This is a genomic window from Chromobacterium indicum (assembly GCF_039708975.1).
Lineage (GTDB): Bacteria > Pseudomonadota > Gammaproteobacteria > Burkholderiales > Chromobacteriaceae > Chromobacterium > Chromobacterium piscinae.
The window spans coordinates 137,044-158,406 of the sequence record NZ_JAYFSJ010000005.1; the positions used below are offsets into that span (position 1 = coordinate 137,044).

Below are 21,363 nucleotides of genomic sequence, written 5' to 3' on the forward strand. Positions count from 1 at the left end.
GCGCGCGCCGGAGCCGACGCATACACAAGGGGACGCTATGCGGATCACATTCATCGGCGGCGGCAATATGGCCGGCGCCATCATCGGCGGCCTGGCCCGCCAGGGCGGCCACCGCATCCACGTGGTCGAACATCAGCAGGACAAACTGGACCAGCTGGCGGCCGACTTCGGCGTCAGCGGCGGCCAGGCGCTGCCCGAGCGCTTTTCCGCCGACGACGTGGTGGTGCTGGCGGTGAAGCCGCAGCAACTGCGCGAGCTGTGCCTGGCGCTGGCGCCGCGGCTGAACGGCGCGCTGACGGTGTCGATCGCCGCCGGCATCCGCCTGGACGCGCTGCGCCGCTGGCTGGGCTCCGAGCGCGTGGCGCGGGTGATGCCCAATACTCCGGCCATGGTCGGCAAGGGCGTGTCCGGCCTGTACGCGGACGCCGCGGTATCCGCCGCTGACCGCGAGGCGGCCGAGACCGTGATGCGCGCCGCCGGCCTGACCGTGTGGCTGGCCGACGAGGCCGGCATCGACGACATCACCTGCGTGTCCGGCAGCGGCCCCGCCTACGTGTTCTACTTCATAGAAAGCATGATAGAGGCCGGCGTGAAAGCCGGCTTCAGCGAAGCCCAGGCGCGCGAGCTGGCGTTGGCGACGTTCGACGGCGCGGTGGAGCTGGCGCGGCAGAGCCCGCTGCCGGTGGCCGAGCTGCGCCGCAACGTGATGTCCAAGGGCGGCACCACCGAGCGCGCGATCGCGCGTTTCGAAGCCGAAGGCGTCAAGGCGGCCATCGTCGCCGGCGCGATGGATTGCCGCGACCGCTCGATCGAGATGGGCCGCGAACTCAGCCAGGAGTGATGCCGCATCATGTTCGTTTCTACCTTGCAATCCCTGATCCAGATTCTGACCGACCTGTTCGCGCTGGTGCTGGTGCTGCGCTTCTACCTGCAGGTCGCCCACGCGCCGTTCAAGCACCCCCTGTGCCAGTTCGTGGTGGCGGCCACCAACTTCCTGGTGCTGCCGACGCGCAAGCTGGTGCCGTCGGTGCGCAGCTACGACACCGCCACCCTGCTGCTGGCCTGGCTGGTGTGCCTGCTGGCGCGTGTGCTGATGGTGCTGCTGTGGTGGCGGCCGGAGATCTTCGCGCTGCCGCAGGCCTGGATGGTGCTGTCGCTGTGGTCGGTGCTGGCGGTGTTCCAGCTGTCGCTGAAGCTGCTGCTGGGCGCGGTGATCGTCCAGGCAGTGCTCAGCTGGGTCAATCCCTACAATCCGCTGGCGCCGGTGCTGGACAGCCTGACCCGGCCGTTCCTGCGCCCGTTCCGCCGCGCGGTGGTGGGTGGTGTGGACCTGGCACCGATGGCCTTGTCGGTGATCGTCTGGGTGATCCTGGCCGCCCCGGTGGCCTGGCTTGAAGCAGTGTTCTTGACCCAACTCAATGTCATGGGATGATGAAACAGGTTATTTGTCATGCTTTTGACAATGGCCGCCCGTCCGGGCGGCCCCGTGAAACGCGATAGGGAGAACCACGATGAAAAAAACCTTGCTCGCCGCCCTGCTGCTGGGCGCCGCCGCCGCGCCGGCGATGGCGAACCTGCAGTTGGCCCAGAAATACAGCTGCACCGCCTGTCACACGGTGGACAAGAAGCTGGTCGGCCCCGCGTACAAGGATGTGGCCAAGAAATATGCCGGCGACAAGGGCGCCGAGGCCAAGCTGATCGCCAAGGTGAAGAATGGCGGTTCCGGCGTCTGGGGGCCGATCCCGATGACCCCGCATCCGAATATTCCCGACGCCGACCTGAAGGCGCTGGTGAAGTGGGTGCTGAGCCAGAAATAAACACCGGCATCCGGCTGTAATGAGGCAAGTCCGCAACGGATTCGCCCGAATTCAAAGGCGGCTTTTGCCGCCTTTGAACTTGTAAGGCGACATCGGGTCGAAACCGGCATTCCCATTATATTTCTGCCAATTCGGGCGGACTTGTTATCGGTACTGAAACGGGCTATATAAAATGTTAGTGCAATCGGTGATTATTGGGATTCGCGCTGAATACAGTTGCGCAAACATTAGCCCGCCGGTAATCTTCTCCGCCTGTTGCCAACTCTATGCTGGAAGCACCAAACATGGCCAAGCTGACCGAACAGGATATCCTCAACTGGGAAGGCGATGATTACATGAACGCCGACCACCTTGAGTTTTTCAAGGACCGGTTGTTGCAAATGCAGCAGGAGTTGCTGGTAAACGCCAACGCTACCGCCAACCACCTGCAAGAACAAGAAGCCACGCCCGATCCGGCCGACCGCGCCACTCTGGAAGAAGAGTACGCGCTGGAGCTGCGCACCCGCGACCGCGAGCGCAAGCTGCTGCAGAAGATCCAGGCTTCCATCCGCCAGATCGATGACGGCTCCTACGGCTTCTGCGAAGACACCGGCGAACCCATCGGCCTGAAGCGGCTGATGGCCCGTCCGACCGCCACGCTGTCGGTCGAGGCGCAGGAGCGCCGCGAACGGATGAAGCGCCAGTACGCCGACTAAGCGTCGCCTCTTCCCGACATCAAGCGCCACCGCCGCAAGGCCGTGGCGCTTTTTGTCTGGCGGTTGTCACCCGCGGACAAATCCGGTTATCTTGCTGCTATGCAGAAAACGACATAGCCACAAGGGACTACCGCATGCAACGCCAGACCGACGACGTCAGAATCCGTGAAATCAAGGAACTGCTTCCCCCGATCGCCCACCTGTACGAACTGCCGATCAGCGAATCGGCGTCCGAGCTGATCTACAACACCCGTCGCGAGATCTCGGCCCTGCTGCGCGGCGAGGACGACCGGCTGCTGGTGGTGATCGGCCCCTGTTCCATCCACGACGTCGACGCCGCGGTCGAGTACGCGCAGAAGCTGGCGCCGCTGCGCGCCGCGCTGGCGGACGAGCTGGTGGTGGTGATGCGGGTGTATTTCGAGAAGCCGCGCACCACCGTCGGCTGGAAGGGCCTGATCAACGATCCGCACCTGAACGAGTCCTACGACATCAACGCCGGCCTGCGCATCGCGCGCCGCCTGCTGCTGACGCTGAACAGCCTGGGCATGCCTGCCGCCACCGAGTTCCTGGACATGATCACGCCGCAGTACTTCGCCGACCTGATCAGCTGGGGCGCGATCGGCGCCCGCACCACCGAAAGCCAGGTGCACCGCGAGCTGGCCTCCGGCCTGTCCTGCCCGGTGGGCTTCAAGAACGGCACCGACGGCAACCTGAAGATCGCCGTCGACGCGATCCGCTCGTCCAGCGTGCCGCACCACTTCCTGTCGGTGACCAAGACCGGCCATTCCGCCATCGTCTCCACCGGCGGCAACCCGGACTGCCACGTGATCCTGCGCGGCGGCAAGGAGCCCAACTACTCGGCCGAGCACGTGCGCGCCGCCGCCGCCGAACTGGCCGCCGTCGGCCTGCCGCAGAAGTTGATGGTGGACTTCAGCCACGCCAACAGCCGCAAGGACTATCGCCGCCAGATGGAAGTCAGCGCCGATGTCGCCGGCCAGATCGCCGGCGGCGAGCGCGGCATCTTCGGCGTGATGGTGGAGAGCCATCTGGTGGAAGGCCGCCAGGACCAGAAGCCGGGCTGCGAGCTGAAGTACGGCCAGAGCATCACCGACGGCTGTCTGGGCTGGGAGGATACCGAGACGCTGCTGCGCCAGCTGGCCGATGCGGTCAAGGCCCGCCGCGCCGCCGCCTAAGCCGCCGCTCGCTTCGCTTGTCCGATGCCCCGCCTTGGCGGGGCATCGTCGTTTCCGCTTCGTTTCAGGGCGCCGAAACCAGGCGGTCGGCCATCGCCTTCAGCGCCCGCATCTGCAGCCCGCTCTTCCAGGCGTAGGCGGGGCCGGTATAGCCGAACCAGTCCCAGCAGCCCTGGGGATTGGCCGCCGAGGTGGTGGTTTGCGGATACAGCACGATGATGCGGTTGTCGTCCGCCCACTCGTTATAGCCGGCGTGCGCGTAGAAGGCGTCGCCCACCTTGCCGGCGTACTGCTGGCAGCCATGCAGCGCGATATGCACCTTGCAGGCCTGGCCGGCGAAGCAGGCGCGCGGCACGTAGACGTAGCCCTCGGCGGCCAGGCTGCTGCCGGCGGCGGCATAGGGGGTCTGATCGAAGCTCAGCAGCTTGCCGCTAGTGGTCTGAGGCTTGGGCTGCAGCGCGCCGTAGATGTGCTTCAGGATCAGGCCGGCCTGGTCATAGCCCTGGCCCTGCCAAGTGCAGTGGTTGATATAGGGCGAGGCGGTGGCACCGCATGCGTTGCCGAAGCTGGGCGTGATCTGGGCATGGCCGGCCGGCAGCTGCTTCTGGTAGGCGATCTGCGCCGCCGGCACGCCGGCCAGCTGGAAGAAGGATGCGGCGGCGTCCACCACCGGGGTGCGGACCGTGTTGTCCTGGGTGCCGCTGAACAGGTAGACCCGGCGCTTGGCCAGATCGGCCAGCGGATCAATGTGGCCGGCCGCGGCGAACAGCTTGGCGCTGGCCAGCAGCTGGGCCGGCTGGGGCGGCGGGCCGGCCATGCACGCCACGGTGCCGGGCAGCGAGCCCTGGGCGCAATAGTAGGGGCCGCCGGCCACCACGCCGGCGCCGACTACCGACGCGGAATAGGCGACCTGGTACTGCGCCGCCATGAAGGCGCCGGACGACAGGCCGGAAACCGACGACTGCTTGGCGTCGCCATGGAAGGCGGGCAGCGGATCGGCGGCCCAGGCCGCCAGCGGCAGCATGGCCGCCAGGCACAACAGGGATTTGAGTTTCATCAACGCTCCTCGAAAACATGCCGGCGCGGCCGGCGGGATGGAAAAGCGGGAAACGGCGAGCGGGTGTTCATGATGAAAATGGCAAATCATTGCGTAAATGGCAATGACAATTGTCGATTTTTCGTCGACGAGGCGAGGCGGACTGCCCGGCAAGGCGCTGCGCCGCCCGCTTCCCATGCCGGGGCCGCATGGTCGCGCGGCCCCCGGCGGGCGCGGGCTTAGCGCGCGGCGGCGGCGGTGGAGCCGCCGATCAGCTTGGCGATGGACTGCGCCAGCGCGGTGTTGGGAAGCGCGAAGAACAGGCCGCCGCGGCCGTTCTGGGAGCTGGCGCAGTCGCCGGATAGCGCACCTTCCTGGTTCATGTCGCCGAAGATCGCGTAGGACGCGCCGCCGCTGGTGCTGACGCCGATCTTGGCATGGTTGTAGTTTTTGCCGGGGCCGCCCTTCAGCGAGAAGGCCTGGCCCTGCCAGCTGCCGGAGGTGGCGATGGCCACCGGGCCCGGCGTCGGCAGGCGGCTATCCCAGCAGGCTGGCTTGCCTGGCTTGGCGGTGCTCGGGATGGCGGTGCTCTTGCCGGATTCCCACCAGGTGGCGGCGCGCAGCGCGACGCCGCCCAGCTCGGCCGAAACCAGCTGCCACGGCGGCACTTGCAAGGCCGAAGGCTTGGAAATCAGCGTGACGCCGCTGGACAGCTTGCTGACTTGCGGCGTCGCGCTGTCGGACTTCTGCCCCAGCAGGCTCACCGCGTTCTGGATGTCGGCCGGGCCGCCGTTCCTGACGATCTGCGGGTTGCCCGGATCGGTGACCGCGCTGGCGTTGGCCAACCCTTGCAGCACCGCCAGCACGTCGGCGCGGCTCAGCTTCAGCGAGAAAAAGTGCTGGCTGACCTCGATGTCGTTGTCGGCCACGCAACCCAGGGTGTTGCCATCGCTGGTGCGCGGAAACTGGGCGCTGCCGGAGGCCGGCCACGACGGCGTGCTCACCTGCATCACCACGCCGTTGCCCTGCGCGTCCCAGGCCAGCACCCCCTTGGAGTGGCCCCAGGGCGCCAGGCAGGCGTTGCCGGAGCAACTGGCGATGGCCGGATCGTCGTAGAACTGGTCGTTCCACACCACGTAGTTCAGCGCGCCGTTGTAGATCTGGCCGAAGGTGGCGCCGACCGGATCGGCCGGGGTGTCGCCGACGCAGCCGTTGCCCTGGGCGAGGCTGGGCTGGCTGCTGCTGGCGTAGATGTACTGCTGGCTGTAGCTGCCGGCGCTGGTATAGCCCTGCGGCGCGCCGCCGAACTGGCAGCGATTGACCGGCGCGGCGCCGCCGCAGCCTGGGAAGGACGCGGCGTTGAATTTGAAGGCGAACCACCAGTCGACCGGGTGGCTGGCGTCCAGCAGCGGCGACGGGGCGGCGTGGCTTTGCAGCGCGGCGGCGGCGAGCGCCAGGCTCAGGCAGGCGCGGCGCCAGGTGGGTTGGGAGGGCATGGCATTTCTCCTGTGATAGGTATTGTTAAGAACGAGCCGCGTGAGCGGCCGCGCCATGCTGATCGAGTAATGTGTGGCAGATGTTAAGTCGGCTTGGATTGAAACACTCGTTAATAGATTGTCCGGCAGTCCCGCCAAAAAGCGGCGCGCGTGAAAAAGCCCCCGCGGCGGCGGGGGCTGGGCGCGTCGGATTGCCCGAGGCCGGGGGCTCAGATGGCCGAGGCCAGCCGCGAGCCCTGGTCGATCGCGCGCTTGGCGTCCAGTTCGGCCGCCACATCGGCGCCGCCTATCAGGTGCACCGGCTTGCCGGCAGCTTGCAGCGGCGCCTGCAGTTCGCGCAGCGGGTCCTGGCCGGCGCAGATCACCACCGTGTCCACCGGCAGCAGCTGCGGCTCGCCCTTCACCGTGATGTGCAGGCCGGCGTCGTCGATCAGGTCGTAGCTGACGCCGGACAGCATCTTCACCCGTTTCATCTTCAGGCTTTCGCGGTGGATCCAGCCGGTGGTCTTGCCCAGGCCTTCGCCCACCTTGCTGGTCTTGCGCTGCAACAAGTAGACCTCGCGCGGGCTCGGATGCGGCTGCGGTCCTTGCGGCGCCAGGCCGCCGGCGGTGTCGCCCGTCATGTCCACGCCCCACTCGCGCATGAAGGCTTCGGCGTCCAGCGAGGTGGAACGGCCCTCATGGCACAGGTATTCGGCGGTGTCGAAGCCGATGCCGCCGGCGCCGATGATGGCCACTTTCTTGCCCACCGGCTTCTTGTGCTTCAGCACGTCCAGGTAGTTGAGCACCTTGGGGTGGTCGACGCCGGGGATGGCCGGGCTGCGCGGCGCGATGCCGGTGGCCAGCACCACTTCATCGAAGCCGGAAAGATCATCGGCGGCGACGCGGGCGCCCAGCTTGAGCTCGACGCCGGTGGTTTCGAGGCGGCGCTTGAAGTAGCGCAGCGTCTCGTAGAACTCTTCCTTGCCCGGAATCTGCTTGGCGACGTTGAACTGGCCGCCGATCTCGGCCGCGGCGTCGAACAGCGTCACGCTATGGCCGCGCTCGGCGGCGACGGTGGCGAAGGCCAAGCCGGCCGGGCCGGCGCCGACCACGGCCAGCTTTTTCGGCGCGGCGGTTTTTTCGTAGTTCAGCTCGGTTTCGCGACAGGCGCGCGGGTTGACCAGACAGGAGGTCAGCTTGCCCTGGAAGATGTGGTCCAGACAGGCCTGGTTGCAGCCGATGCAGGTGTTGATCTCGTCGCCGCGGCCTGCCGCCGCCTTGTTGACGAAGTCCGGGTCGGCCAGGAAGGGGCGCGCCATCGACACCATGTCAGCGCAGCCGCCGGCCAGAATGTCTTCGGCCACTTCCGGGGTGTTGATGCGATTGGTGGTGATCAGCGGGATCTTCACCTGGCCCATCAGCTTCTTGGTCACCCAGGCGAAGCCGCCGCGCGGCACCATGGTGGCGATGGTGGGCACCCGCGCCTCGTGCCAGCCGATGCCGGTGTTGATGATGGTGGCGCCGGCTTTTTCGATCTCGCGGGCCAGGTGGACCACCTCGTCCCAGCTGCTGCCGTCCTGCACCAGGTCCAGCATCGAAAGCCGGTAGATGATGATGAAGTCGCTGCCCACCGCCGCGCGCACCGCCTTGACGGTTTCGATGGCGAAGCGGATGCGGTTTTCGAAGCTGCCGCCCCAGTCGTCCGTCCGCTTGTTGGTGGCGCGGGCGATGAACTGGTTGATCAGATAGCCTTCCGAGCCCATCACCTCGACGCCGTCGTAGCCGGCCTGCTGGGCCAGCCTGGCGCAGTTGGCGAAGTCGGCGATGGTTTGCCACACATCGGCGTCGGACAGCTCGCGCGGGGTGTAGAAGTTGATCGGCGCCAGCAGCGGCGAGGCCGACACGCACTTTTCCTGGAAGCTGTAGCGGCCGGAGTGCAGGATCTGCAGCGCGATCTTGCCGCCTTCGCGGTGCACCGCGTCGGTGACCAGGCGGTGGTTTTCCACCTCGTGCGCGTCGGACAGCTGGGCCGCGCCCTCGGCCACGCAGCCTTCGGCATTGGGGCCGACGCCGCCGGTGACGATCAGCGCCACGCCGCCCCGCGCGCGCTCGGCGTAGAAGGCGGCCATTTTTTCGAAGCCGTTCGGGGATTCTTCCAGGCCGGTATGCATCGAACCCATCAGCACGCGGTTTTTCAGCGTGGTGAAACCCAGGTCCAGCGGGGCCAGCAGGTGCGGGTAAGCGCTCATGTTTCTTCCTCGTGTCCGTTATGTGGCGGCCCGGGCGGGGCGCGCCCAAGCCTTTGATTCGTCTGGCGATGTCAACCCTGTGGCCAAGATACTTACTGGTAAGTAAGTTGTCAATGGAATCGCCGGCTGTCGGCCGCGGCTGCCGCTATAATCGGCTGGATGGCCATTCGAATATGACAAAGGAGAACAATATGTGCGAAACATCGCGCCATGAGCGCGCCGATTGCCTGGCCTCGCTGGAGGAGCGTCCGCTCGGCCGCCGCGGTTTTCTGAAGCTGGCCAGCCTGGGCGGCGGCGCCGTGCTGCTGGGCAGCTTCCTGCCCCGGACCAGCTGGGCGGCGGGCGGCACCGATGCCCTGCTGCTGTCTTGCATGGATTACCGGCTGGTCCACGCCGTCGGCGAATTCATGGACGGTCTGGACCTGCGCGGCAAGTACGACCACATCGTGCTGGCCGGAGCCTCGATGGTATCGATCACCGACAAGTTTCCCGACTGGAACGCCACCTTCTGGCAGCACCTGGGCGTGGCGATAGACCTGCACCATATCAAGCGGGTGGTGTTGCTGGACCACCGGGACTGCGGCGCCTACAAAGTGGCGTTCGGCGAGGATTTCGCGCAGGACCCAGGCAAGGAAACCCGCATCCACGCCAAGGCGCTGCTGAAGCTGCGCGACGAAATCCTGGACAAGCATCCGGCGCTGGCGGTGGAAACCTATCTGATGGCGCTGGACGGCAAGGTGGAGACCATCGCGGCCTGATCCGCCCGCGCCGGCTGGCCTTGGGGCCGCCAAACAAAATCTCGCAGAGAACCTGGGCCAAGGCGCGTCGACGCAGGCAGTGCCAGTCGTACGGCAAGGAGGCGCAGCGCAGGATCAGGGGTTTGCTTAGCGGCTCTTATTCGCCGTGTTGGTCGGCGGCGCGGCGGTAGGCCGGGCGCGCTTCGATCATGTCGACGAAGCGCGCCAGATTGGGGTAGCGGCCGCGGCCATCGCCCTTCACCGCGATCTGGGCGACGAAGGACAGCTGCACATCGGCGCCGGTGAGATCGTTGCCGACGAAGTAGTCGCGGCCGGCCAGTTCGCCGTCCAGATAGCCGAGGTGGTTTTGCAGCTCGCCGTGGATGCGCGGATGCAGCGGCGCGCCGGCCTCGCCCAGCCGGCCGACGTAAAGCTGCAGCAGGATGGGCAGCATCGCCGAGCCTTCGGCGTAATGCAGCAGCTGGACGTAGCGGTTGTAGTCGGGGCTGTCCGGCGCTGGCGCGAAGCGGCCGTCGCCGTAGGCGCGGATCAGGTAGTCGATGATGGCGCCGGACTCGATCAGCACCGCGTCGCCGTCGCGCAGCACCGGCGCCTTGCCCAGCGGGTGGATGGCTTTCAGCTCCGGCGGCGCCAGCCGGGTTTGAGGATCGCGCTGGTAGCGGATCACCCGGTAATCCAGCCCCAGCTCTTCCAGCAGCCAGGTGATGCGGCGCGAGCGCGATTCGTTCAGGTGGTGCACTTCTATCATGGCGAAACTCCAGTCGAAATGGGGAACAGGCGGCGCTCAGGCGGGGACGATCCTGGCCAGCCAGGCCAGGATATCGCCTTCCACTTCGGCGCGGTTGCTTTCGTTCAGCATCTCGTGGCGGCCGCCCGGGTAAACCTTGCTTTGCAGGTCCAGCACGCCGGCGTCGCGGTAGCGGATCTCCAGCTGTCCCAGCGCCAGCCGGCCCAGGCTGACCGGATCGCGGCTGCCGGCGAACAGCAGCACCGGGCAGCGGCGGTTGATGCCCTGCCCCGCCGCCTCGCCTTGCTCCATGGCGACGATGCCGGCGAACAGATCGGCCCACAGGCCCGGGGCCGGATCGAAGCCGCAGTCCGGATCGGCGAGGTAGGCGTCCACTTCGGCCGGGTCGCGGCTCAGCCACTCCATCTTGGTCCGCCACGGCGGAAAGCCCAGGTTGAAGCTGCCGAACACCAGCGCGGCCATCAGCCGGCTGGGCCGGTCCCAGCCCTTGCGCCGTCCCAGGAAGCGGGCGAGAGCGCCCAGCAACAGCGCCAGCGGCCGCTGGCGGTAGCCGGTGGACGACAGCATCAGGCCGGCCAGCTGGCCGCCGTAGCGCAGGAAGTGGGCGCGGGCGATGAAGCTGCCCATGCTGTGGCCGAACAGGACGACCGGCAGGCCGGGATGCCGCTCCGCCGCGTGGCGGCGCGCCGTCTCCACGTCGTCCACAACCTTGCGCCAGCCGTCGTCGGCGGCGAAATAGCCGCGCGGCGCGGTCGAGGCGCCATGGCCGCGGTGGTCGTGCGCGTACACCGCGTAGCCGGCCGCCGTCAGCGTCCCGGCGAAGCGGTCGTAGCGCGCCGCGTATTCGCTCATGCCGTGCGAGATCAGCACCACGGCGCGCGGCGGGCCGTCCGGCAGCCATTCGCACAGCGGGATGGCTTCGCCGTCGGCGGCGGTCAGAAAGGTACGGTGCATGCGCTTGCCCTTGCGTTGGTGAAGCGGGTTTCCCTGGCTGGGCTGACGCGACCGTCGCGTCAGCCCAGCAGCGGCCGGCCGTTGAAGTTCGGGTTGGTCAGCGAAGTCAGCACGTGGTCGCGCCAGGCTCCGTCGAGAAACAGATAATCCTTGGCCTGTCCTTCGATGGAAAACCCCAGCCTTTGCAGCAGCGCGGCGCTGCGCGCATTGTCAGGCTGGTAATTGGCCTGGATGCGGTGCAGCTTGAGTTCGTCGAAGGCGAAGGCGATGGCCGACTGCAGCGCCTCGCGCATCAGGCCCTGCCCTTCGCGCGCGCGGTCGATGCCATAGCCGAGGTGGCAGGCCTGGAACACGCCGCGGACGATGTTGCTGAAGCCGACGGTGCCGATGATCCGTTCCGGCTCGGCCGGCATCGTCAGCAGGAAGCGCGCGCTATGTCCCTCCATCCATGAGCGCGCGCCTTGGCGCAGCTGGCTGCGCCAATATTCCTCGCTGTAGTACTGCGGACCCGGCGTCGGTCCCCAGGGTTCGAGATGGGCGCGGTTGCGGCGGTAGTAGTCGAGCGCGGCCGCCGCCAGGTCCGGATGGGCCGGCAACAACTTCAGGCGCGCGGTGTCGAGTGCGGGCTGGATCAGGCTCATGCGTCGCTTCTTGATGACGACAGCCTAGATAGTAGTCGCAAGGCGAAGCGCCGCTCAAGCCCGGAATCAGGCCAGCAGCGCGGAAGCGTCGAAATCCGGATTGCGCAGCGAGGTCAGCGCGTGGTCGCGCCACTCGCCGTTGATGAACAAATAATCCTTGGCCACGCCTTCCTCGACAAAACCCAGCCGCCGCAGCAGCGCGCCGCTGCGGGTGTTTTGCGGCTGGTAATTGGCCTGGATGCGGTGCAGCTTCAATTCGTCGAAGGCGAGGCGGATCACCGCCTGCAGCGCCTCGCGCATCAGCCCCTGGCCTTCGCAGTTCTGATCGATGCCATAGCCCAGATGGCAGGCCTGGAACACGCCGCGCACGATATTGCTGAGGCTGGCGGTGCCGATGATCCGTTCCGGCGCTTCGCGCAAGGTCAGCACATAGCGCGCCTCGCGGCCCTCGCGCCATGCTTGCGCGCGCTGCGCCAGCTGTTTTGTCCAATAGCCTTCGGTGAAGAAGTCGGGGCCCGGCTTCGGGTCCCAGGGAGCGAAGTGCTCGCGATTGCGCTGCCAGTGGCTCAGCATGGCGGCGGCCAGCTCCGGCGCGGCGGGCAGCAAGCGCAGGCGCGGGGTATCCAGGGTGGGGAGATCGAATGACATGGCGCGCGCTTTATGACAAAGCATTGGATGCTATCAAAAGAACTTTGTCACTTCCAGAGCGCGGGTGGAAAGCGGAAACTTCGCCGCCAGCGAGCGCCGGCGGCGACGAAGTTGAGGCTTAGCCGGTCAGACGCTCCAGCGCCTCGCGGTATTTGGCGGCGGTTTTCTCGCGCACGTCCAGCGGCACGGCCGGGGCCGGCGCTTGCTTGTTCCAGCCGGAGGCTTCCAGCCAGTCGCGGACGAACTGTTTGTCGAACGACGGCGGGTTGCTGCCCGGCTGGTAGCTGTCGGCCGGCCAGAATCGGCTGGAGTCCGGCGTCAGCGCCTCGTCCATCAGCGTCAGCGTGCCGTTTTCGTCCAGGCCGAACTCGAACTTGGTGTCGCAGATGATGATGCCGCGCGTCGCCGCGTAGGCGGCGGCGGTCTGGTACAGCAGGATGGCGGTGTCGCGCACCTTGGCCGCCAGCTCCTTGCCGACGATGGCCTCGCACTGCGCGAAGTCGATGTTCTCGTCGTGGTCGCCCACCGCCGCCTTGGTGGACGGGGTGAAGATCGGCTCGGGCAGCTTGTCCGCCTCGCGCAGGCCGGCCGGCAGCGCGATGCCGCAGACGGAGCCGGACTGCTGGTATTCCTTCCAGCCGGAGCCGGCCAGGTAGCCGCGCACCACCGCTTCGATCGGCACTGTCTTCAGCCGCTTGGCGACCACGGCGCGGCCCTCCACCTGCGGCAGGTCTTCCGCCGCCACCACGTCTTCCGGCTGGTCGCCGGTCAGGTGGTTGGGCACCACGTCCTTGAGCTTGTCGAACCAGAAGTTGGAGATCGCGGTCAGGATCTGGCCCTTGGCCGGGATCGGGTCGTCCAGAATCACGTCGAAGGCGGATAGCCGGTCGGTGGCGATCATCAGCATGCGCTGGTCGTCGATCTCATAGAGGTCGCGCACCTTGCCGGAGTAGATCTTGCGTAGGCTTTTCAGGTGGGTGGTGTTCAGTCCGGTCATCATGCTTCCTTCGCGGGCAGGGGTTTCTGTTGGATTCGTTTCAGCGCTTCTCGCCGCGATAGCGGCGACAACGCGGCGGACGCGACGAAGCCGCGCACGGCCTCGGCGTCGGTGTAAGCGTATTCGCGCAAGGCCCAGCCTATGGCCTTGCGGATGAAGAATTCGGGGTCGACGGCGTTGGCGGCGCAGTAGCGGAATAGCCGCTCGGCGTCGGTGTCGCGCTTCCAGTACAGCTGGTGCAGGATGGCGACGCGGCGCAGCCAGAAGTCGCCGTCGCCGGATAGCCTGTCCATGTCGGTCTGGAGCTCGCGCCGGGCGCGGACCAGCTCGCCTATGATCCAGGCCGCCAGGCCGTCGACGGTGTCCCACCATGATTTAGCGGTAACCAGCGCCAGCAGCCGCGGCAGGGCGGAGGCCGGCAGCCTGGCGGCGTGCCGGGCCAGCAGGTCCACCGCCACGTACTGGAATTCGCGTTCCGGCTGCCGCCATAGCGCGTCGGCCAGTTCCAGCCAGCCGTCGGGGCCGGCCGCGTCATGCGATTTGATCCACGGTCCGGCGGCCTTGCGCCGGGCGGGCGCGGCGACGCCGAGAAAATCGAACTGCTCGCGCATATAGGCGCGCATCGCCGGCGCGCGCGCCGGATCGGCAGCGGCGGCCAGCGCGTCACGCAGATCGTCTATCGCGCCCATCAGCAGGCCTCCTGGTCGAAGAACACCATATCCGGGTAAGGCTGGGCGCGGCAGGCGGCGAGACGGCTTTGCAGCGAGCCGACGTGCAGCTCCAGCCGGTGGCCGTCCGGGTCCAGAAAATAAAACGAGTCGCCCTCGCTGCGGTTGTCTTTCCAGACGCCGACGCCGGCGTCGCGCAAGCGCGCGGACCAGGCCGGAAAGTCGGCGGCGGCGACATCGAACGCGTAATGGGTGTAGCCGCGGCCGGGTTCGGGCGTGTCCAGCGACAGGCACAGCCACAGTCCGCCCAGGCTCAGGTAGGCGCCGCCGGCCCAGCGGGCGTGCGCTTGCGCGCCGAGCAGGCCGTGGTAGAAATCCCAGGACCGGTCCAGGTCGGCGACCGCCAGGGTCAGATGGTTGAGTCCGTTCAGCTTCATCGGCATGAAAAATGGCGAAGCCGCCGGCCTCGCCATTTCTTTCGCTACAGGGTGTCCTTCAACGCCCTGGCCTGGTCCAGCGCTTCGTCGGCGCTGGCGGCCATCACGTTGAAGTGGCCCATCTTGCGGCCCGGCCGCGCCTGTTTCTTGCCGTACAGGTGCAGCTGGGCGTTGGGAGCCTCGGCCAGCACGTCCCAGTTGGGCTCGTGGCCGTTGTCCTTCCACACGTCGCCCAGCAGGTTCACCATCACCACCGGGCTGAGCAGGTCGGTGCGGCCCGGCAGCAGACCGCACATCGCGCGCACCTGCTGCTGGAACTGGTCGGTCAGGCAGGCGGTGAGCGTGTAGTGGCCGGAGTTGTGCGGCCGCGGGGCGATCTCGTTGACCACCAGGCTGTCATCGGCCAGCACGAAGAACTCCACCGCCAGCACGCCGACGTAGTCCAGCGCTTCGGCCAGTTTCCGGGCCATCTCCTGCGCCTGCTTGGCCAGCGCCGGGGCGATGCGGGCCGGGACGATGGATTCGTCGAGGATGCCGTTCTTGTGGATGTTTTCCGCTACCGGGAACACCGCGCTCTGCGCCGAGCTGACGCGGGTGACGATGGCCGACACTTCCAGCTGCAGGTCCAGCATCTTTTCCAGCACGCAGGCCTGGCCGCCCAGATTGGCGTAGGCGGCGCGCGCCTCGGCCGCGGTCTGTACCCGCACCTGGCCCTTGCCGTCGTAGCCGAGGCGGGCGGTTTTCAGGATGCCGGGCAGGTAGGGTGCCAGGTCCACCTGGATGTCTTCGACGCTTTCGATGGCCAAGTAGGGCGCGGTCGGCAGGCCGGCCTTGTTGATCCACGCCTTCTCGGCGATGCGGTCCTGGGCCACGGCGACGCAGTCGCCGGACGGCGACACGCGGGTGCGGCGCGCCAGCTCGCGCATCGCGTCGGCGTTGACGTTCTCGAATTCGGTGGTGACGGCGGCGCAGCTGTCGGCCAGCTCGCGCAGCGCCGCCTGGTCGTTGTACGGCGCGCGGATGTGGCGGTCGGCGAAGGCCGCCGCCGGCGCGTTTTCGTCCGGGTCCAGCACGGTGACGCGGTAGCCCATGGTTTTGGCGGCGACGGCGAACATGCGGCCCAGCTGGCCGCCGCCGAGTATGCCCAGCATCGCCGGCGGCAGGATGGCGGCCATTACTCGACCTCCGGCAGCGTCATCGCCAGCACGGTCTCTTCCTGTTGCTTGCGGAAGGCGACCAGTTGCTCGGCCAGCTCCGGGCGAGTGGCGGCCAGCATCGCCACCGCGAACAGCGCGGCGTTGGCGGCGCCGGCCTCGCCGATGGCGAAGGTGGCCACTGGAATGCCCTTGGGCATTTGCACGATGGACAGCAGCGAGTCCTCGCCGCGCAGGTATTTGGACGGCACCGGCACGCCCAGCACCGGCACGTGGGTCTTGGCGGCCAGCATGCCCGGCAGGTGGGCGGCGCCGCCGGCGCCGGCGATGATGGCTTTCAGGCCGCGGGGCGCGGCTTCTTCCGCGTACTGGAACAGCAGGTCCGGGGTGCGGTGGGCGGAGACGACGCGGGTTTCACAGGCGATGCCGAAGCTCTTCAGCACGCGGGCGGCGTGCTGCATCACTTCCCAGTCGCTGTTGCTACCCATCACGATGCCGACTTCAATCATGGCGATGCTGCTCGCGGATGGTGAACGAAGACCGCGATTTTAACCGATGCGACAGGCTACCCGTTATGGTTTTTTATTTTCATATCAAGACAGTTAGCGTATAAAGCTGTCCCGAATCGGCGGCTTCACGCCAGTTTCGGATAGGTGAACAACAGCAGGTGCAGCGTGTTGAAAGCCAGGTGGGCCAGCACTGCCAGCCACAGCTGGCGGCGCGCGGCGTAGATCAGGCCGTAGCCGATGCCGGCCAAGGTGGCCAGCCCCATCCAGGACCAGCCGCCGGCCAGGTGGGCCAGGCCGAACAGCAGCGACGCCGCCATCAGCGCGGCGAAGGGCTCGGTGCGCAGCTCCAGCCAGCGCTGGACGCCGGCGCGGAAGAAGGCCTCTTCCACCAGCGACACCAGGAAACAGTTGGCCAGCAGCCACGGCAGCAGCCAGGCCGGCCACTTCGGCGCGAAGCTTATCGTTCCGACGGCGGCGGCGATGCCGAGCACGAACAGCAGCGCCAGCGCGCCGACCGCCGCGGCCGGCCAGCCCAGCTGCCGTTCCGGCAGCGGCGCGCGGCAGAGGTTCAGCAGCAGCAGCAGGCCGGCGAAACCCTTGTCGTAGCTCCAGAACAGCCGGTACGGCGCGCTGTCCGGGCTGGCCCGGCCCTGCCACAGCAGCGGATTGTCGAAGCCGGGCAACGCGTGCACCGCCAGCGCCAGCAGCGCGGCGACCCACACCAAGTAGAGCTCCGGCCGCGGGTAGCGGCGCAGCGCCAGCGTCAGCCCGGCGACGGCGGCCGCGCTCAGCACGCCCAGCGGCTGCAGCACGCCGGCGGCCAGCGCCAGCATCGCGCTGGTGATCAGGGCGATCCAGCCGGGCGCTTCCTGGCGCAGGCTGGCGGCGAGCAGCCCCAGCGCCAGCAGGCCGTAGGCGGCCAGCGTCAGGGAGGGAAGCGTGAACATGGCGGCTCCGTCGCGGGATGGGCAAGCGTCCGATGATAAGGCTTGGACGCGGCGAGGCCAAACGGTTCCCGGCCCGGCGCTCAGGGCTTGGGCGGATGCGGCCGCAGCAGCCGGCGGCGCTGGGCGTCGGCCAGGTAGGCGGCGATGGTCGCCACCTCCGCCGCCGGAATGGGCGCCTTGAACGCCTGCCGCATCTTGTCGACCACGGCGCGCCAGCGCGCCTCGTCGAAGTCCGGCTGCAGCGCGATGTAATCGACGGAATGGCAGATCATGCAGCGCTGCAGCGCCGGCAGATAGCCGGGATGGCCGCTGTCCGGCAGCATCGCCGTCTCATTGGGCAGCGCGATGCTCGCCGCGCCGACGGGAGCCGCCGCCAGGGCCAGAACCAGCAGCGCGGCCCTCATCGCCCGGTCTCCGCGACGACGATCTCCACCCGCTCGACCACGTCGCGGGCGTAGCCGCCGGGATTCCATGGCTGGACCAGCGGCTGGACCTGGCCGTCGTTGGCGGTGGCGCGTGCCATCAACGTCAGCGGCCCCGGTTTCACGTCGTCCAGCGTCAGCGTCCATGGCCGGAAGGCGAAGCGTCCGGCGTTCGCGCCCAGCTCCGCCTGCCGCCAGCGGGCGCCGCCGTCGGCGGAGACGTCCACCCGGCGGATGCCGCTGCCGCCGTCGAAGGCGATGCCGCGCAGCGCCAGCCGGCCGTCCGGCGCGGAGACGGCGTCGAGGTGGGCGAGGTTGGTGATGAAGCTGCGCGCCTTCATCCGCGTCAGCCGCGCAGTCTTGTCCGGCTTGGTTCCGGGCGGCACGCCGTTGTCCGGCGTGTCGGGCACGGTGTAGGCCTGGCTGGCGAACCAGCCGTCGAACACGTGGTCGAGCACTTCGATATGCGACAGGTGCTTGATCCAGTAGGCGGCGTAGAAGCCGGGAATCACCAGCCGGATAGGGTAGCCGTTCAGCACCGGCAGCGGCTGGCCGTTCATCTCCCAGGCGATCATCGCTTCCGGCCGCCGCGCGTCGGCGAGGTCCAGCGAGCGGATGAAGGCCGGCGTTTGCTCCAGCGCCGGTTGGTCGGTGCCGCGGCAGGCGATATGGCGCGCGCCATCCTGCACGCCGGCGGCGGCCAGCACGTCGGCCAGCCGCGCGCCGGCCATCTCGACGCAGGCCATCGAGCCATTGCCCAACTGCGCGCCCTGCACCCGCGGCTGCGACAGGCCGCGGCCGTTGCCGGCGCACTGCATCACCACGGTCTGGCGCACCGTCTCGAAGCGCTTTTGCAGGTCGGCCAGCGTCAGCGTCAGCGGCTGTTTCACCTTGCCGTCTATGGTCAGGGTGTGGGATGAGGGATCGATGTCCAGCGGGTGGCCGGCCAGGTGGTAGCGGACGAATACCGCCTCGTTGGGCGTGATCAGGCCGCGGTCGAATTGGGAAAACGGCGTTTCCAGATGCACCGGGCGGGTGGTGATGCGCATCAGCGGCATCTTTTGCGGATAAGGCACCAGCTCGCGCCAGCCGTTGTCGAAGCCTTGGTCCAGCCAGGCGCCGGCGCGGCTCCGGCCGGCCAGGCCCAGCAGGCTGGCGGCGAGGCCGGCTTTCAGCAAGGCCCGGCGAGTTGACGCGTCGTCCATGTTCGCGCTTTTTGAGGTGGGGATGGACGCGATGCTAGGAGCCGCGCGGGCGGCCGTCTACCGGGGAAAGGGACAGGCGCTCAGCCGCGGCGGGCGCGCCAGCGCCGCGTCAGCGCGCCGGCCGCGGTGGCGGCGATGCCCAGCGCGGCCACCCACACGCCCAGGCCGAAGCCGGGCGGCATTTCGCCGGAGTCGGTCGCGGCGGGCTCGGCCAGCAGCATCATCAGCAGGCCGCCGACCAGCAGCAGCGCGCAGCCCAGCCAGTACAGCCGGCGCTGATGCCAGCCCTGGAACAGCGAATACAGCAGCGAGCCCAGGTACAGGCCCAGCAGCGCGGCGGTGGGAATCCATTCGGAGGAAGGGGTAGACATCGGTCTGGCGTTTGGCTCGGGCAAAAGACGATAGACCCGGCCGGCCGGGACTGGTTCGTCCGGCCGGGCCGTTTTACCAGCGGCTATACGGATGCTTGGACAGGTAGGCGTTGGTGTAGCGGCCGTCCTCGGTCACCTCCTCGCCCACCCATTCCGGCTTGGCGAACGGGGTGTCCTCGCCGGGCAGCTCGATCTCGGCCAGCACCAGGCCGGCGTTGTCGCCGAAGAACTCGTCCACTTCCCAGACGAAGCCGCCGTGCTCGATGCGGTGGCGCAGCTTGTCCACCACCATCGGGCACATCGCGGCCATGATGGTTTGCGCGTCGGCCAGCGGGATGAGGTATTCGAACTCGTGGCGGCTGACGTTGCTGATATTGCTCTTCAGCGTCAGCCAGGCCTGCTCGCCCACCACCCGCACCCGCACCGTGCGCTCTTTTTCCACCGACAGATAGCCCTGCCGGTATTGCACGGCCGGGGCCAGGCCGCGCCAGCCGTCGCCGCTCACCACGAAACGGCGTTCGATTTCCAATGCCATCGATCAAATCCTCAAGCGAATTCAGGGTTAGGGGCGCGTCAGAACGGCTTGACCACCACCAGGATCACCACCGCCAGCAAAATCAGCACCGGCAGCTCGTTGAACACGCGGAACCAGACATGGCTCTTGCGGTTGCTGTGGGTGACGAAGTCGCGGCCCAATTTGGCGCAGTAGCCATGGTAAACGGCCAGCAGCGCCACCAGCGCCATCTTGGCGTGCAGCCAGCCGCCGGAAATGCCGAAATCCAGCCACAGCAGCAGGCCGGAGCCTATCGCCAGCACGCCCAGCGGCGTCATGAAGCGGAACAGCTTCCTGGCCATCAGCAGCAGGCGGTCGTATTCCGCCGGCTGGCGCGCCATCGCCAGATTGACGAACAGCCGCGGCAGGTAGAACAGCCCGGCGAACCAGGACACCACGAAAAAGATGTGGAAGGCTTTCAGGTACAGATAGCTCATCGACTTTCCTATTGGGGCGGGATGGGGCGATGGACCGGACGTCGCCGGACCGGTTCCCGCCGGATCAGGACCAGGCCTGCCGTTGCGCCTTCGGCAGCTTGCCCAGCACCAGCTCGCGCGAGCGTTCGATGCCGCGGCGGATGTCGTCCGGCGCCAGCGCCTCCAGCGAGACCACCTGCACCCAGCGGGCGCGGGCCAGATACGGCGCCGGCCGCATGCCGGGCAGGCCGGACAGCGCCAGGAAATCGCCATCGTCGACCTTGTAGCTGATGCCGGCTTCGCCGCAGACCAGGAACATCTTGCCGCCGATGGAGACCACGCGCGTCCCGCCCCATTTGACGTCGTACTCGGCGCCCGGCAGCGTGCGGGCGTGGTCCAGCATCTCGTCGAACAGGGCGGTGGGCAGCGGCATCGCTCAGCCTTTCTTCGGCGCGGCCTGGTACAGCGGCCACACTTGCGGGATATGGGCCTGCAGGTCGCGGATGCGGGTGGGGCCGGACGGGTGGGTGGACAGGAACTCCATGCCGTTGCCGCCGCCGGCCGCCTGCATCTTCTGCCAGACGTTGACCGCGGAGTTGGGGTCGTAGCCGGCGCGGGCCATCAGCTCCAGGCCCATGATGTCGGCTTCGGACTCCATCGCGCGGCTGTGCGGCTTGGACAGCGTCACGTCGCCCACCAGCGAGGCCAGCTTCAGCTGGCTGTCGTTGAGGCCGACCAGCGCGCCGACCAGGCCGAGGCCCATTTGCTGCGCGTAGGCCTGGCTCATGTTCTCGCGGGTGTGCTCGCGCAGCGCGTGCGAGATCTCGTGGCCGATCACGGCGGCCAGCTCGGCGTCGGACAGCTTCAGCTGCTTGACCAGGCCGGTGTAGACCATGATCTTGCCGCCGGCCATCGCGTAGGCGTTCATGTCGTCGGTGGTCAGCACGTTCACTTCCCAGCGCCAGTTGCGGGCGTCGGGGCGGAAGGACGGCGTCTGGGCGATCAGGCGCTGCGACACGCGGCGCACGCGCGAGGTCAGCGCCGGATCGGTGTTCAGGCGGCCCGCGGCGCGGGCCTTCTGCAGCTCGCCGGCGTAGGACTTGGCCGACATCTGCTCCACTTCCTGGCTGGACAGCAGCATGCTCTGGCCGCGGTTGACGCCGACCGCGCCGCCGGCGGTGGTGTTCACCTGGGCACAGGCGGCCAATAGCGCGGCCAGCAGCGCGCCGCCGATCCAGCGGGTCCGTCTTCCGGCCATCAGATTTCCACCATCTGGAAATCGTCCTTGCGGGCGTCGCAGTCGGGGCAGGTCCAGTTGGGCGGCAGGTCTTCCCAGCGCGTGCCCGGCGGAATGCCGTCTTCCGGACGGCCGGCTTCTTCGTCGTAGATGAAACCGCAGATCAGACACATCCAAGTACGCATCGCTTCGCCCTCGTGTTCGGATAAAATGGGTATTCTAAATCGTGC

General features: G+C 67.7%; 27 protein-coding genes. 6 read left to right on the forward strand and 21 right to left on the reverse strand.

Going from position 1 to position 21,363, the window contains the following annotated elements; all coding sequences use genetic code 11:
* Positions 1–37: 37 nt before the first annotated feature.
* The 5 genes from proC to aroG all read left to right on the forward strand — a co-directional run bounded on the left by proC (position 38) and on the right by aroG (position 3,705).
* Positions 38–841 (forward strand): pyrroline-5-carboxylate reductase, encoded by an 804-nt coding sequence (gene proC / locus VA599_RS08655; protein ID WP_346788279.1) that lies wholly within the window; start codon positions 38–40, stop codon positions 839–841.
* 9 nt (positions 842–850) lie between these two features.
* Positions 851–1,432 (forward strand): YggT family protein, encoded by a 582-nt coding sequence (locus tag VA599_RS08660; protein ID WP_166438753.1) that lies wholly within the window; start codon positions 851–853, stop codon positions 1,430–1,432.
* A 79-nt stretch (positions 1,433–1,511) separates the two neighbouring features.
* Positions 1,512–1,817 (forward strand): c-type cytochrome, encoded by a 306-nt coding sequence (locus VA599_RS08665; protein WP_021478429.1) that lies wholly within the window; start codon positions 1,512–1,514, stop codon positions 1,815–1,817.
* A gap of 284 nt (positions 1,818–2,101) precedes the next feature.
* The gene (gene dksA, locus VA599_RS08670) at positions 2,102–2,512 is read left to right on the forward strand and encodes an RNA polymerase-binding protein DksA (protein WP_021478430.1); all 411 of its coding nucleotides are present in this window, start codon (positions 2,102–2,104) and stop codon (positions 2,510–2,512) included.
* A gap of 134 nt (positions 2,513–2,646) precedes the next feature.
* Positions 2,647–3,705, forward strand: a complete 1,059-nt coding sequence (gene aroG / locus VA599_RS08675; protein ID WP_346788280.1) for a 3-deoxy-7-phosphoheptulonate synthase AroG — start codon at positions 2,647–2,649, stop codon at positions 3,703–3,705.
* Positions 3,706–3,769: 64 nt separating this feature from the next.
* Here aroG and VA599_RS08680 read toward each other — a convergent pair whose 3' ends face one another.
* The 3 genes from VA599_RS08680 to VA599_RS08690 all read right to left on the reverse strand — a co-directional run bounded on the left by VA599_RS08680 (position 3,770) and on the right by VA599_RS08690 (position 8,468).
* A complete protein-coding gene (locus VA599_RS08680; RefSeq protein WP_104945788.1) occupies positions 3,770–4,762 on the reverse strand; it encodes an extracellular catalytic domain type 2 short-chain-length polyhydroxyalkanoate depolymerase in 993 nt (330 codons plus the stop codon).
* Positions 4,763–4,980: 218 nt separating this feature from the next.
* Complete coding sequence (locus VA599_RS08685) at positions 4,981–6,237, reverse strand: deoxyribonuclease II family protein (RefSeq protein ID WP_346788281.1); 1,257 nt, start codon at positions 6,235–6,237, stop codon at positions 4,981–4,983.
* A 209-nt stretch (positions 6,238–6,446) separates the two neighbouring features.
* Entirely contained in the window at positions 6,447–8,468 is a 2,022-nt protein-coding gene (locus tag VA599_RS08690) for an NADPH-dependent 2,4-dienoyl-CoA reductase (RefSeq protein WP_021477331.1), read from the reverse strand.
* 191 nt (positions 8,469–8,659) lie between these two features.
* Between VA599_RS08690 and VA599_RS08695 the strand changes: the two genes are divergently transcribed.
* Positions 8,660–9,226, forward strand: coding sequence for a carbonic anhydrase (locus tag VA599_RS08695; protein ID WP_021477330.1), 567 nt, complete (start codon positions 8,660–8,662; stop codon positions 9,224–9,226).
* Positions 9,227–9,362: 136 nt separating this feature from the next.
* Here the strand turns inward: VA599_RS08695 and VA599_RS08700 are convergent, their stop codons facing one another.
* From VA599_RS08700 to VA599_RS08785, 18 genes are all read right to left on the reverse strand, one after another.
* Positions 9,363–9,974 carry a glutathione S-transferase family protein gene (locus VA599_RS08700; RefSeq protein ID WP_021477329.1) on the reverse strand — a complete coding sequence of 204 codons (612 nt, stop codon included), beginning with the start codon at positions 9,972–9,974 and terminating at the stop codon, positions 9,363–9,365.
* A gap of 36 nt (positions 9,975–10,010) precedes the next feature.
* Positions 10,011–10,928, reverse strand: a complete 918-nt coding sequence (locus tag VA599_RS08705) for an alpha/beta hydrolase (protein WP_346788282.1) — start codon at positions 10,926–10,928, stop codon at positions 10,011–10,013.
* Positions 10,929–10,987: 59 nt separating this feature from the next.
* Entirely contained in the window at positions 10,988–11,569 is a 582-nt protein-coding gene (locus tag VA599_RS08710; protein WP_021477327.1) for a GNAT family N-acetyltransferase, read from the reverse strand.
* 66 nt (positions 11,570–11,635) lie between these two features.
* Positions 11,636–12,217, reverse strand: coding sequence for a GNAT family N-acetyltransferase (locus tag VA599_RS08715; RefSeq protein WP_346788283.1), 582 nt, complete (start codon positions 12,215–12,217; stop codon positions 11,636–11,638).
* Between the two features lie 118 nt (positions 12,218–12,335).
* Positions 12,336–13,214, reverse strand: a complete 879-nt coding sequence (locus VA599_RS08720; protein ID WP_021477325.1) for a phosphoribosylaminoimidazolesuccinocarboxamide synthase — start codon at positions 13,212–13,214, stop codon at positions 12,336–12,338.
* Positions 13,214–13,903 carry a DNA alkylation repair protein gene (locus VA599_RS08725; RefSeq protein ID WP_346788284.1) on the reverse strand — a complete coding sequence of 230 codons (690 nt, stop codon included), beginning with the start codon at positions 13,901–13,903 and terminating at the stop codon, positions 13,214–13,216. The genes VA599_RS08720 and VA599_RS08725 overlap by 1 nt, the downstream gene beginning before the upstream one ends.
* Positions 13,903–14,319 carry a fosfomycin resistance glutathione transferase gene (gene fos, locus VA599_RS08730; RefSeq protein ID WP_346788376.1) on the reverse strand — a complete coding sequence of 139 codons (417 nt, stop codon included), beginning with the start codon at positions 14,317–14,319 and terminating at the stop codon, positions 13,903–13,905. Before fos ends, VA599_RS08725 begins: the two co-directional genes overlap by 1 nt.
* Before the next feature lie 44 nt (positions 14,320–14,363).
* Positions 14,364–15,494 carry a 5-(carboxyamino)imidazole ribonucleotide synthase gene (locus VA599_RS08735; RefSeq protein WP_346788285.1) on the reverse strand — a complete coding sequence of 377 codons (1,131 nt, stop codon included), beginning with the start codon at positions 15,492–15,494 and terminating at the stop codon, positions 14,364–14,366.
* Complete coding sequence (purE, locus tag VA599_RS08740; protein WP_221667520.1) at positions 15,494–15,982, reverse strand: 5-(carboxyamino)imidazole ribonucleotide mutase; 489 nt, start codon at positions 15,980–15,982, stop codon at positions 15,494–15,496. The genes VA599_RS08735 and purE overlap by 1 nt, the downstream gene beginning before the upstream one ends.
* A gap of 125 nt (positions 15,983–16,107) precedes the next feature.
* On the reverse strand, positions 16,108–16,929 hold the full coding sequence (locus tag VA599_RS08745; protein ID WP_346788286.1) for a CPBP family intramembrane glutamic endopeptidase: 822 nt from the start codon (positions 16,927–16,929) through the stop codon (positions 16,108–16,110).
* A gap of 80 nt (positions 16,930–17,009) precedes the next feature.
* A complete protein-coding gene (locus tag VA599_RS08750) occupies positions 17,010–17,333 on the reverse strand; it encodes a hypothetical protein (protein WP_346788287.1) in 324 nt (107 codons plus the stop codon).
* A complete protein-coding gene (locus VA599_RS08755; protein WP_346788288.1) occupies positions 17,330–18,556 on the reverse strand; it encodes a molybdopterin-dependent oxidoreductase in 1,227 nt (408 codons plus the stop codon). The genes VA599_RS08750 and VA599_RS08755 overlap by 4 nt, the downstream gene beginning before the upstream one ends.
* A gap of 80 nt (positions 18,557–18,636) precedes the next feature.
* Complete coding sequence (locus tag VA599_RS08760; protein ID WP_346788289.1) at positions 18,637–18,927, reverse strand: hypothetical protein; 291 nt, start codon at positions 18,925–18,927, stop codon at positions 18,637–18,639.
* A 73-nt stretch (positions 18,928–19,000) separates the two neighbouring features.
* Positions 19,001–19,462 carry a CYTH domain-containing protein gene (locus VA599_RS08765; RefSeq protein ID WP_346195963.1) on the reverse strand — a complete coding sequence of 154 codons (462 nt, stop codon included), beginning with the start codon at positions 19,460–19,462 and terminating at the stop codon, positions 19,001–19,003.
* A 38-nt stretch (positions 19,463–19,500) separates the two neighbouring features.
* The gene (locus VA599_RS08770; protein ID WP_021476082.1) at positions 19,501–19,917 is read right to left on the reverse strand and encodes a CopD family protein; all 417 of its coding nucleotides are present in this window, start codon (positions 19,915–19,917) and stop codon (positions 19,501–19,503) included.
* A 64-nt stretch (positions 19,918–19,981) separates the two neighbouring features.
* Complete coding sequence (locus VA599_RS08775; protein WP_346788290.1) at positions 19,982–20,329, reverse strand: MmcQ/YjbR family DNA-binding protein; 348 nt, start codon at positions 20,327–20,329, stop codon at positions 19,982–19,984.
* 3 nt (positions 20,330–20,332) lie between these two features.
* Positions 20,333–21,154 carry a M48 family metallopeptidase gene (locus tag VA599_RS08780; protein ID WP_021476084.1) on the reverse strand — a complete coding sequence of 274 codons (822 nt, stop codon included), beginning with the start codon at positions 21,152–21,154 and terminating at the stop codon, positions 20,333–20,335.
* Positions 21,154–21,318, reverse strand: a complete 165-nt coding sequence (locus tag VA599_RS08785) for a rubredoxin (protein ID WP_011133707.1) — start codon at positions 21,316–21,318, stop codon at positions 21,154–21,156. The genes VA599_RS08780 and VA599_RS08785 overlap by 1 nt, the downstream gene beginning before the upstream one ends.
* Between the last annotated feature and the right edge of the window lie 45 nt (positions 21,319–21,363).

Coding starts and splice junctions, on each gene's coding strand:
- VA599_RS08700 (WP_021477329.1), bottom strand. CDS start 9,974: ATGATAGAAGTGCACCACCTGAACGAATCGCGCTCGCGCCGCATCACC.
- VA599_RS08750 (WP_346788287.1), bottom strand. CDS start 17,333: ATGAGGGCCGCGCTGCTGGTTCTGGCCCTGGCGGCGGCTCCCGTCGGC.
- VA599_RS08660 (WP_166438753.1), top strand. CDS start 851: ATGTTCGTTTCTACCTTGCAATCCCTGATCCAGATTCTGACCGACCTG.
- VA599_RS08715 (WP_346788283.1), bottom strand. CDS start 12,217: ATGTCATTCGATCTCCCCACCCTGGATACCCCGCGCCTGCGCTTGCTG.
- VA599_RS08705 (WP_346788282.1), bottom strand. CDS start 10,928: ATGCACCGTACCTTTCTGACCGCCGCCGACGGCGAAGCCATCCCGCTG.
- VA599_RS08710 (WP_021477327.1), bottom strand. CDS start 11,569: ATGAGCCTGATCCAGCCCGCACTCGACACCGCGCGCCTGAAGTTGTTG.
- VA599_RS08770 (WP_021476082.1), bottom strand. CDS start 19,917: ATGAGCTATCTGTACCTGAAAGCCTTCCACATCTTTTTCGTGGTGTCC.
- VA599_RS08780 (WP_021476084.1), bottom strand. CDS start 21,154: ATGGCCGGAAGACGGACCCGCTGGATCGGCGGCGCGCTGCTGGCCGCG.
- VA599_RS08665 (WP_021478429.1), top strand. CDS start 1,512: ATGAAAAAAACCTTGCTCGCCGCCCTGCTGCTGGGCGCCGCCGCCGCG.
- VA599_RS08695 (WP_021477330.1), top strand. CDS start 8,660: ATGTGCGAAACATCGCGCCATGAGCGCGCCGATTGCCTGGCCTCGCTG.
- VA599_RS08765 (WP_346195963.1), bottom strand. CDS start 19,462: ATGGCATTGGAAATCGAACGCCGTTTCGTGGTGAGCGGCGACGGCTGG.
- VA599_RS08775 (WP_346788290.1), bottom strand. CDS start 20,329: ATGCCGCTGCCCACCGCCCTGTTCGACGAGATGCTGGACCACGCCCGC.
- VA599_RS08690 (WP_021477331.1), bottom strand. CDS start 8,468: ATGAGCGCTTACCCGCACCTGCTGGCCCCGCTGGACCTGGGTTTCACC.
- VA599_RS08785 (WP_011133707.1), bottom strand. CDS start 21,318: ATGCGTACTTGGATGTGTCTGATCTGCGGTTTCATCTACGACGAAGAA.
- VA599_RS08685 (WP_346788281.1), bottom strand. CDS start 6,237: ATGCCCTCCCAACCCACCTGGCGCCGCGCCTGCCTGAGCCTGGCGCTC.
- VA599_RS08725 (WP_346788284.1), bottom strand. CDS start 13,903: ATGGGCGCGATAGACGATCTGCGTGACGCGCTGGCCGCCGCTGCCGAT.
- purE (WP_221667520.1), bottom strand. CDS start 15,982: ATGATTGAAGTCGGCATCGTGATGGGTAGCAACAGCGACTGGGAAGTG.
- VA599_RS08745 (WP_346788286.1), bottom strand. CDS start 16,929: ATGTTCACGCTTCCCTCCCTGACGCTGGCCGCCTACGGCCTGCTGGCG.
- VA599_RS08760 (WP_346788289.1), bottom strand. CDS start 18,927: ATGTCTACCCCTTCCTCCGAATGGATTCCCACCGCCGCGCTGCTGGGC.
- VA599_RS08720 (WP_021477325.1), bottom strand. CDS start 13,214: ATGACCGGACTGAACACCACCCACCTGAAAAGCCTACGCAAGATCTAC.
- VA599_RS08755 (WP_346788288.1), bottom strand. CDS start 18,556: ATGGACGACGCGTCAACTCGCCGGGCCTTGCTGAAAGCCGGCCTCGCC.
- VA599_RS08680 (WP_104945788.1), bottom strand. CDS start 4,762: ATGAAACTCAAATCCCTGTTGTGCCTGGCGGCCATGCTGCCGCTGGCG.
- dksA (WP_021478430.1), top strand. CDS start 2,102: ATGGCCAAGCTGACCGAACAGGATATCCTCAACTGGGAAGGCGATGAT.
- VA599_RS08735 (WP_346788285.1), bottom strand. CDS start 15,494: ATGGCCGCCATCCTGCCGCCGGCGATGCTGGGCATACTCGGCGGCGGC.
- fos (WP_346788376.1), bottom strand. CDS start 14,319: ATGAAGCTGAACGGACTCAACCATCTGACCCTGGCGGTCGCCGACCTG.
- proC (WP_346788279.1), top strand. CDS start 38: ATGCGGATCACATTCATCGGCGGCGGCAATATGGCCGGCGCCATCATC.
- aroG (WP_346788280.1), top strand. CDS start 2,647: ATGCAACGCCAGACCGACGACGTCAGAATCCGTGAAATCAAGGAACTG.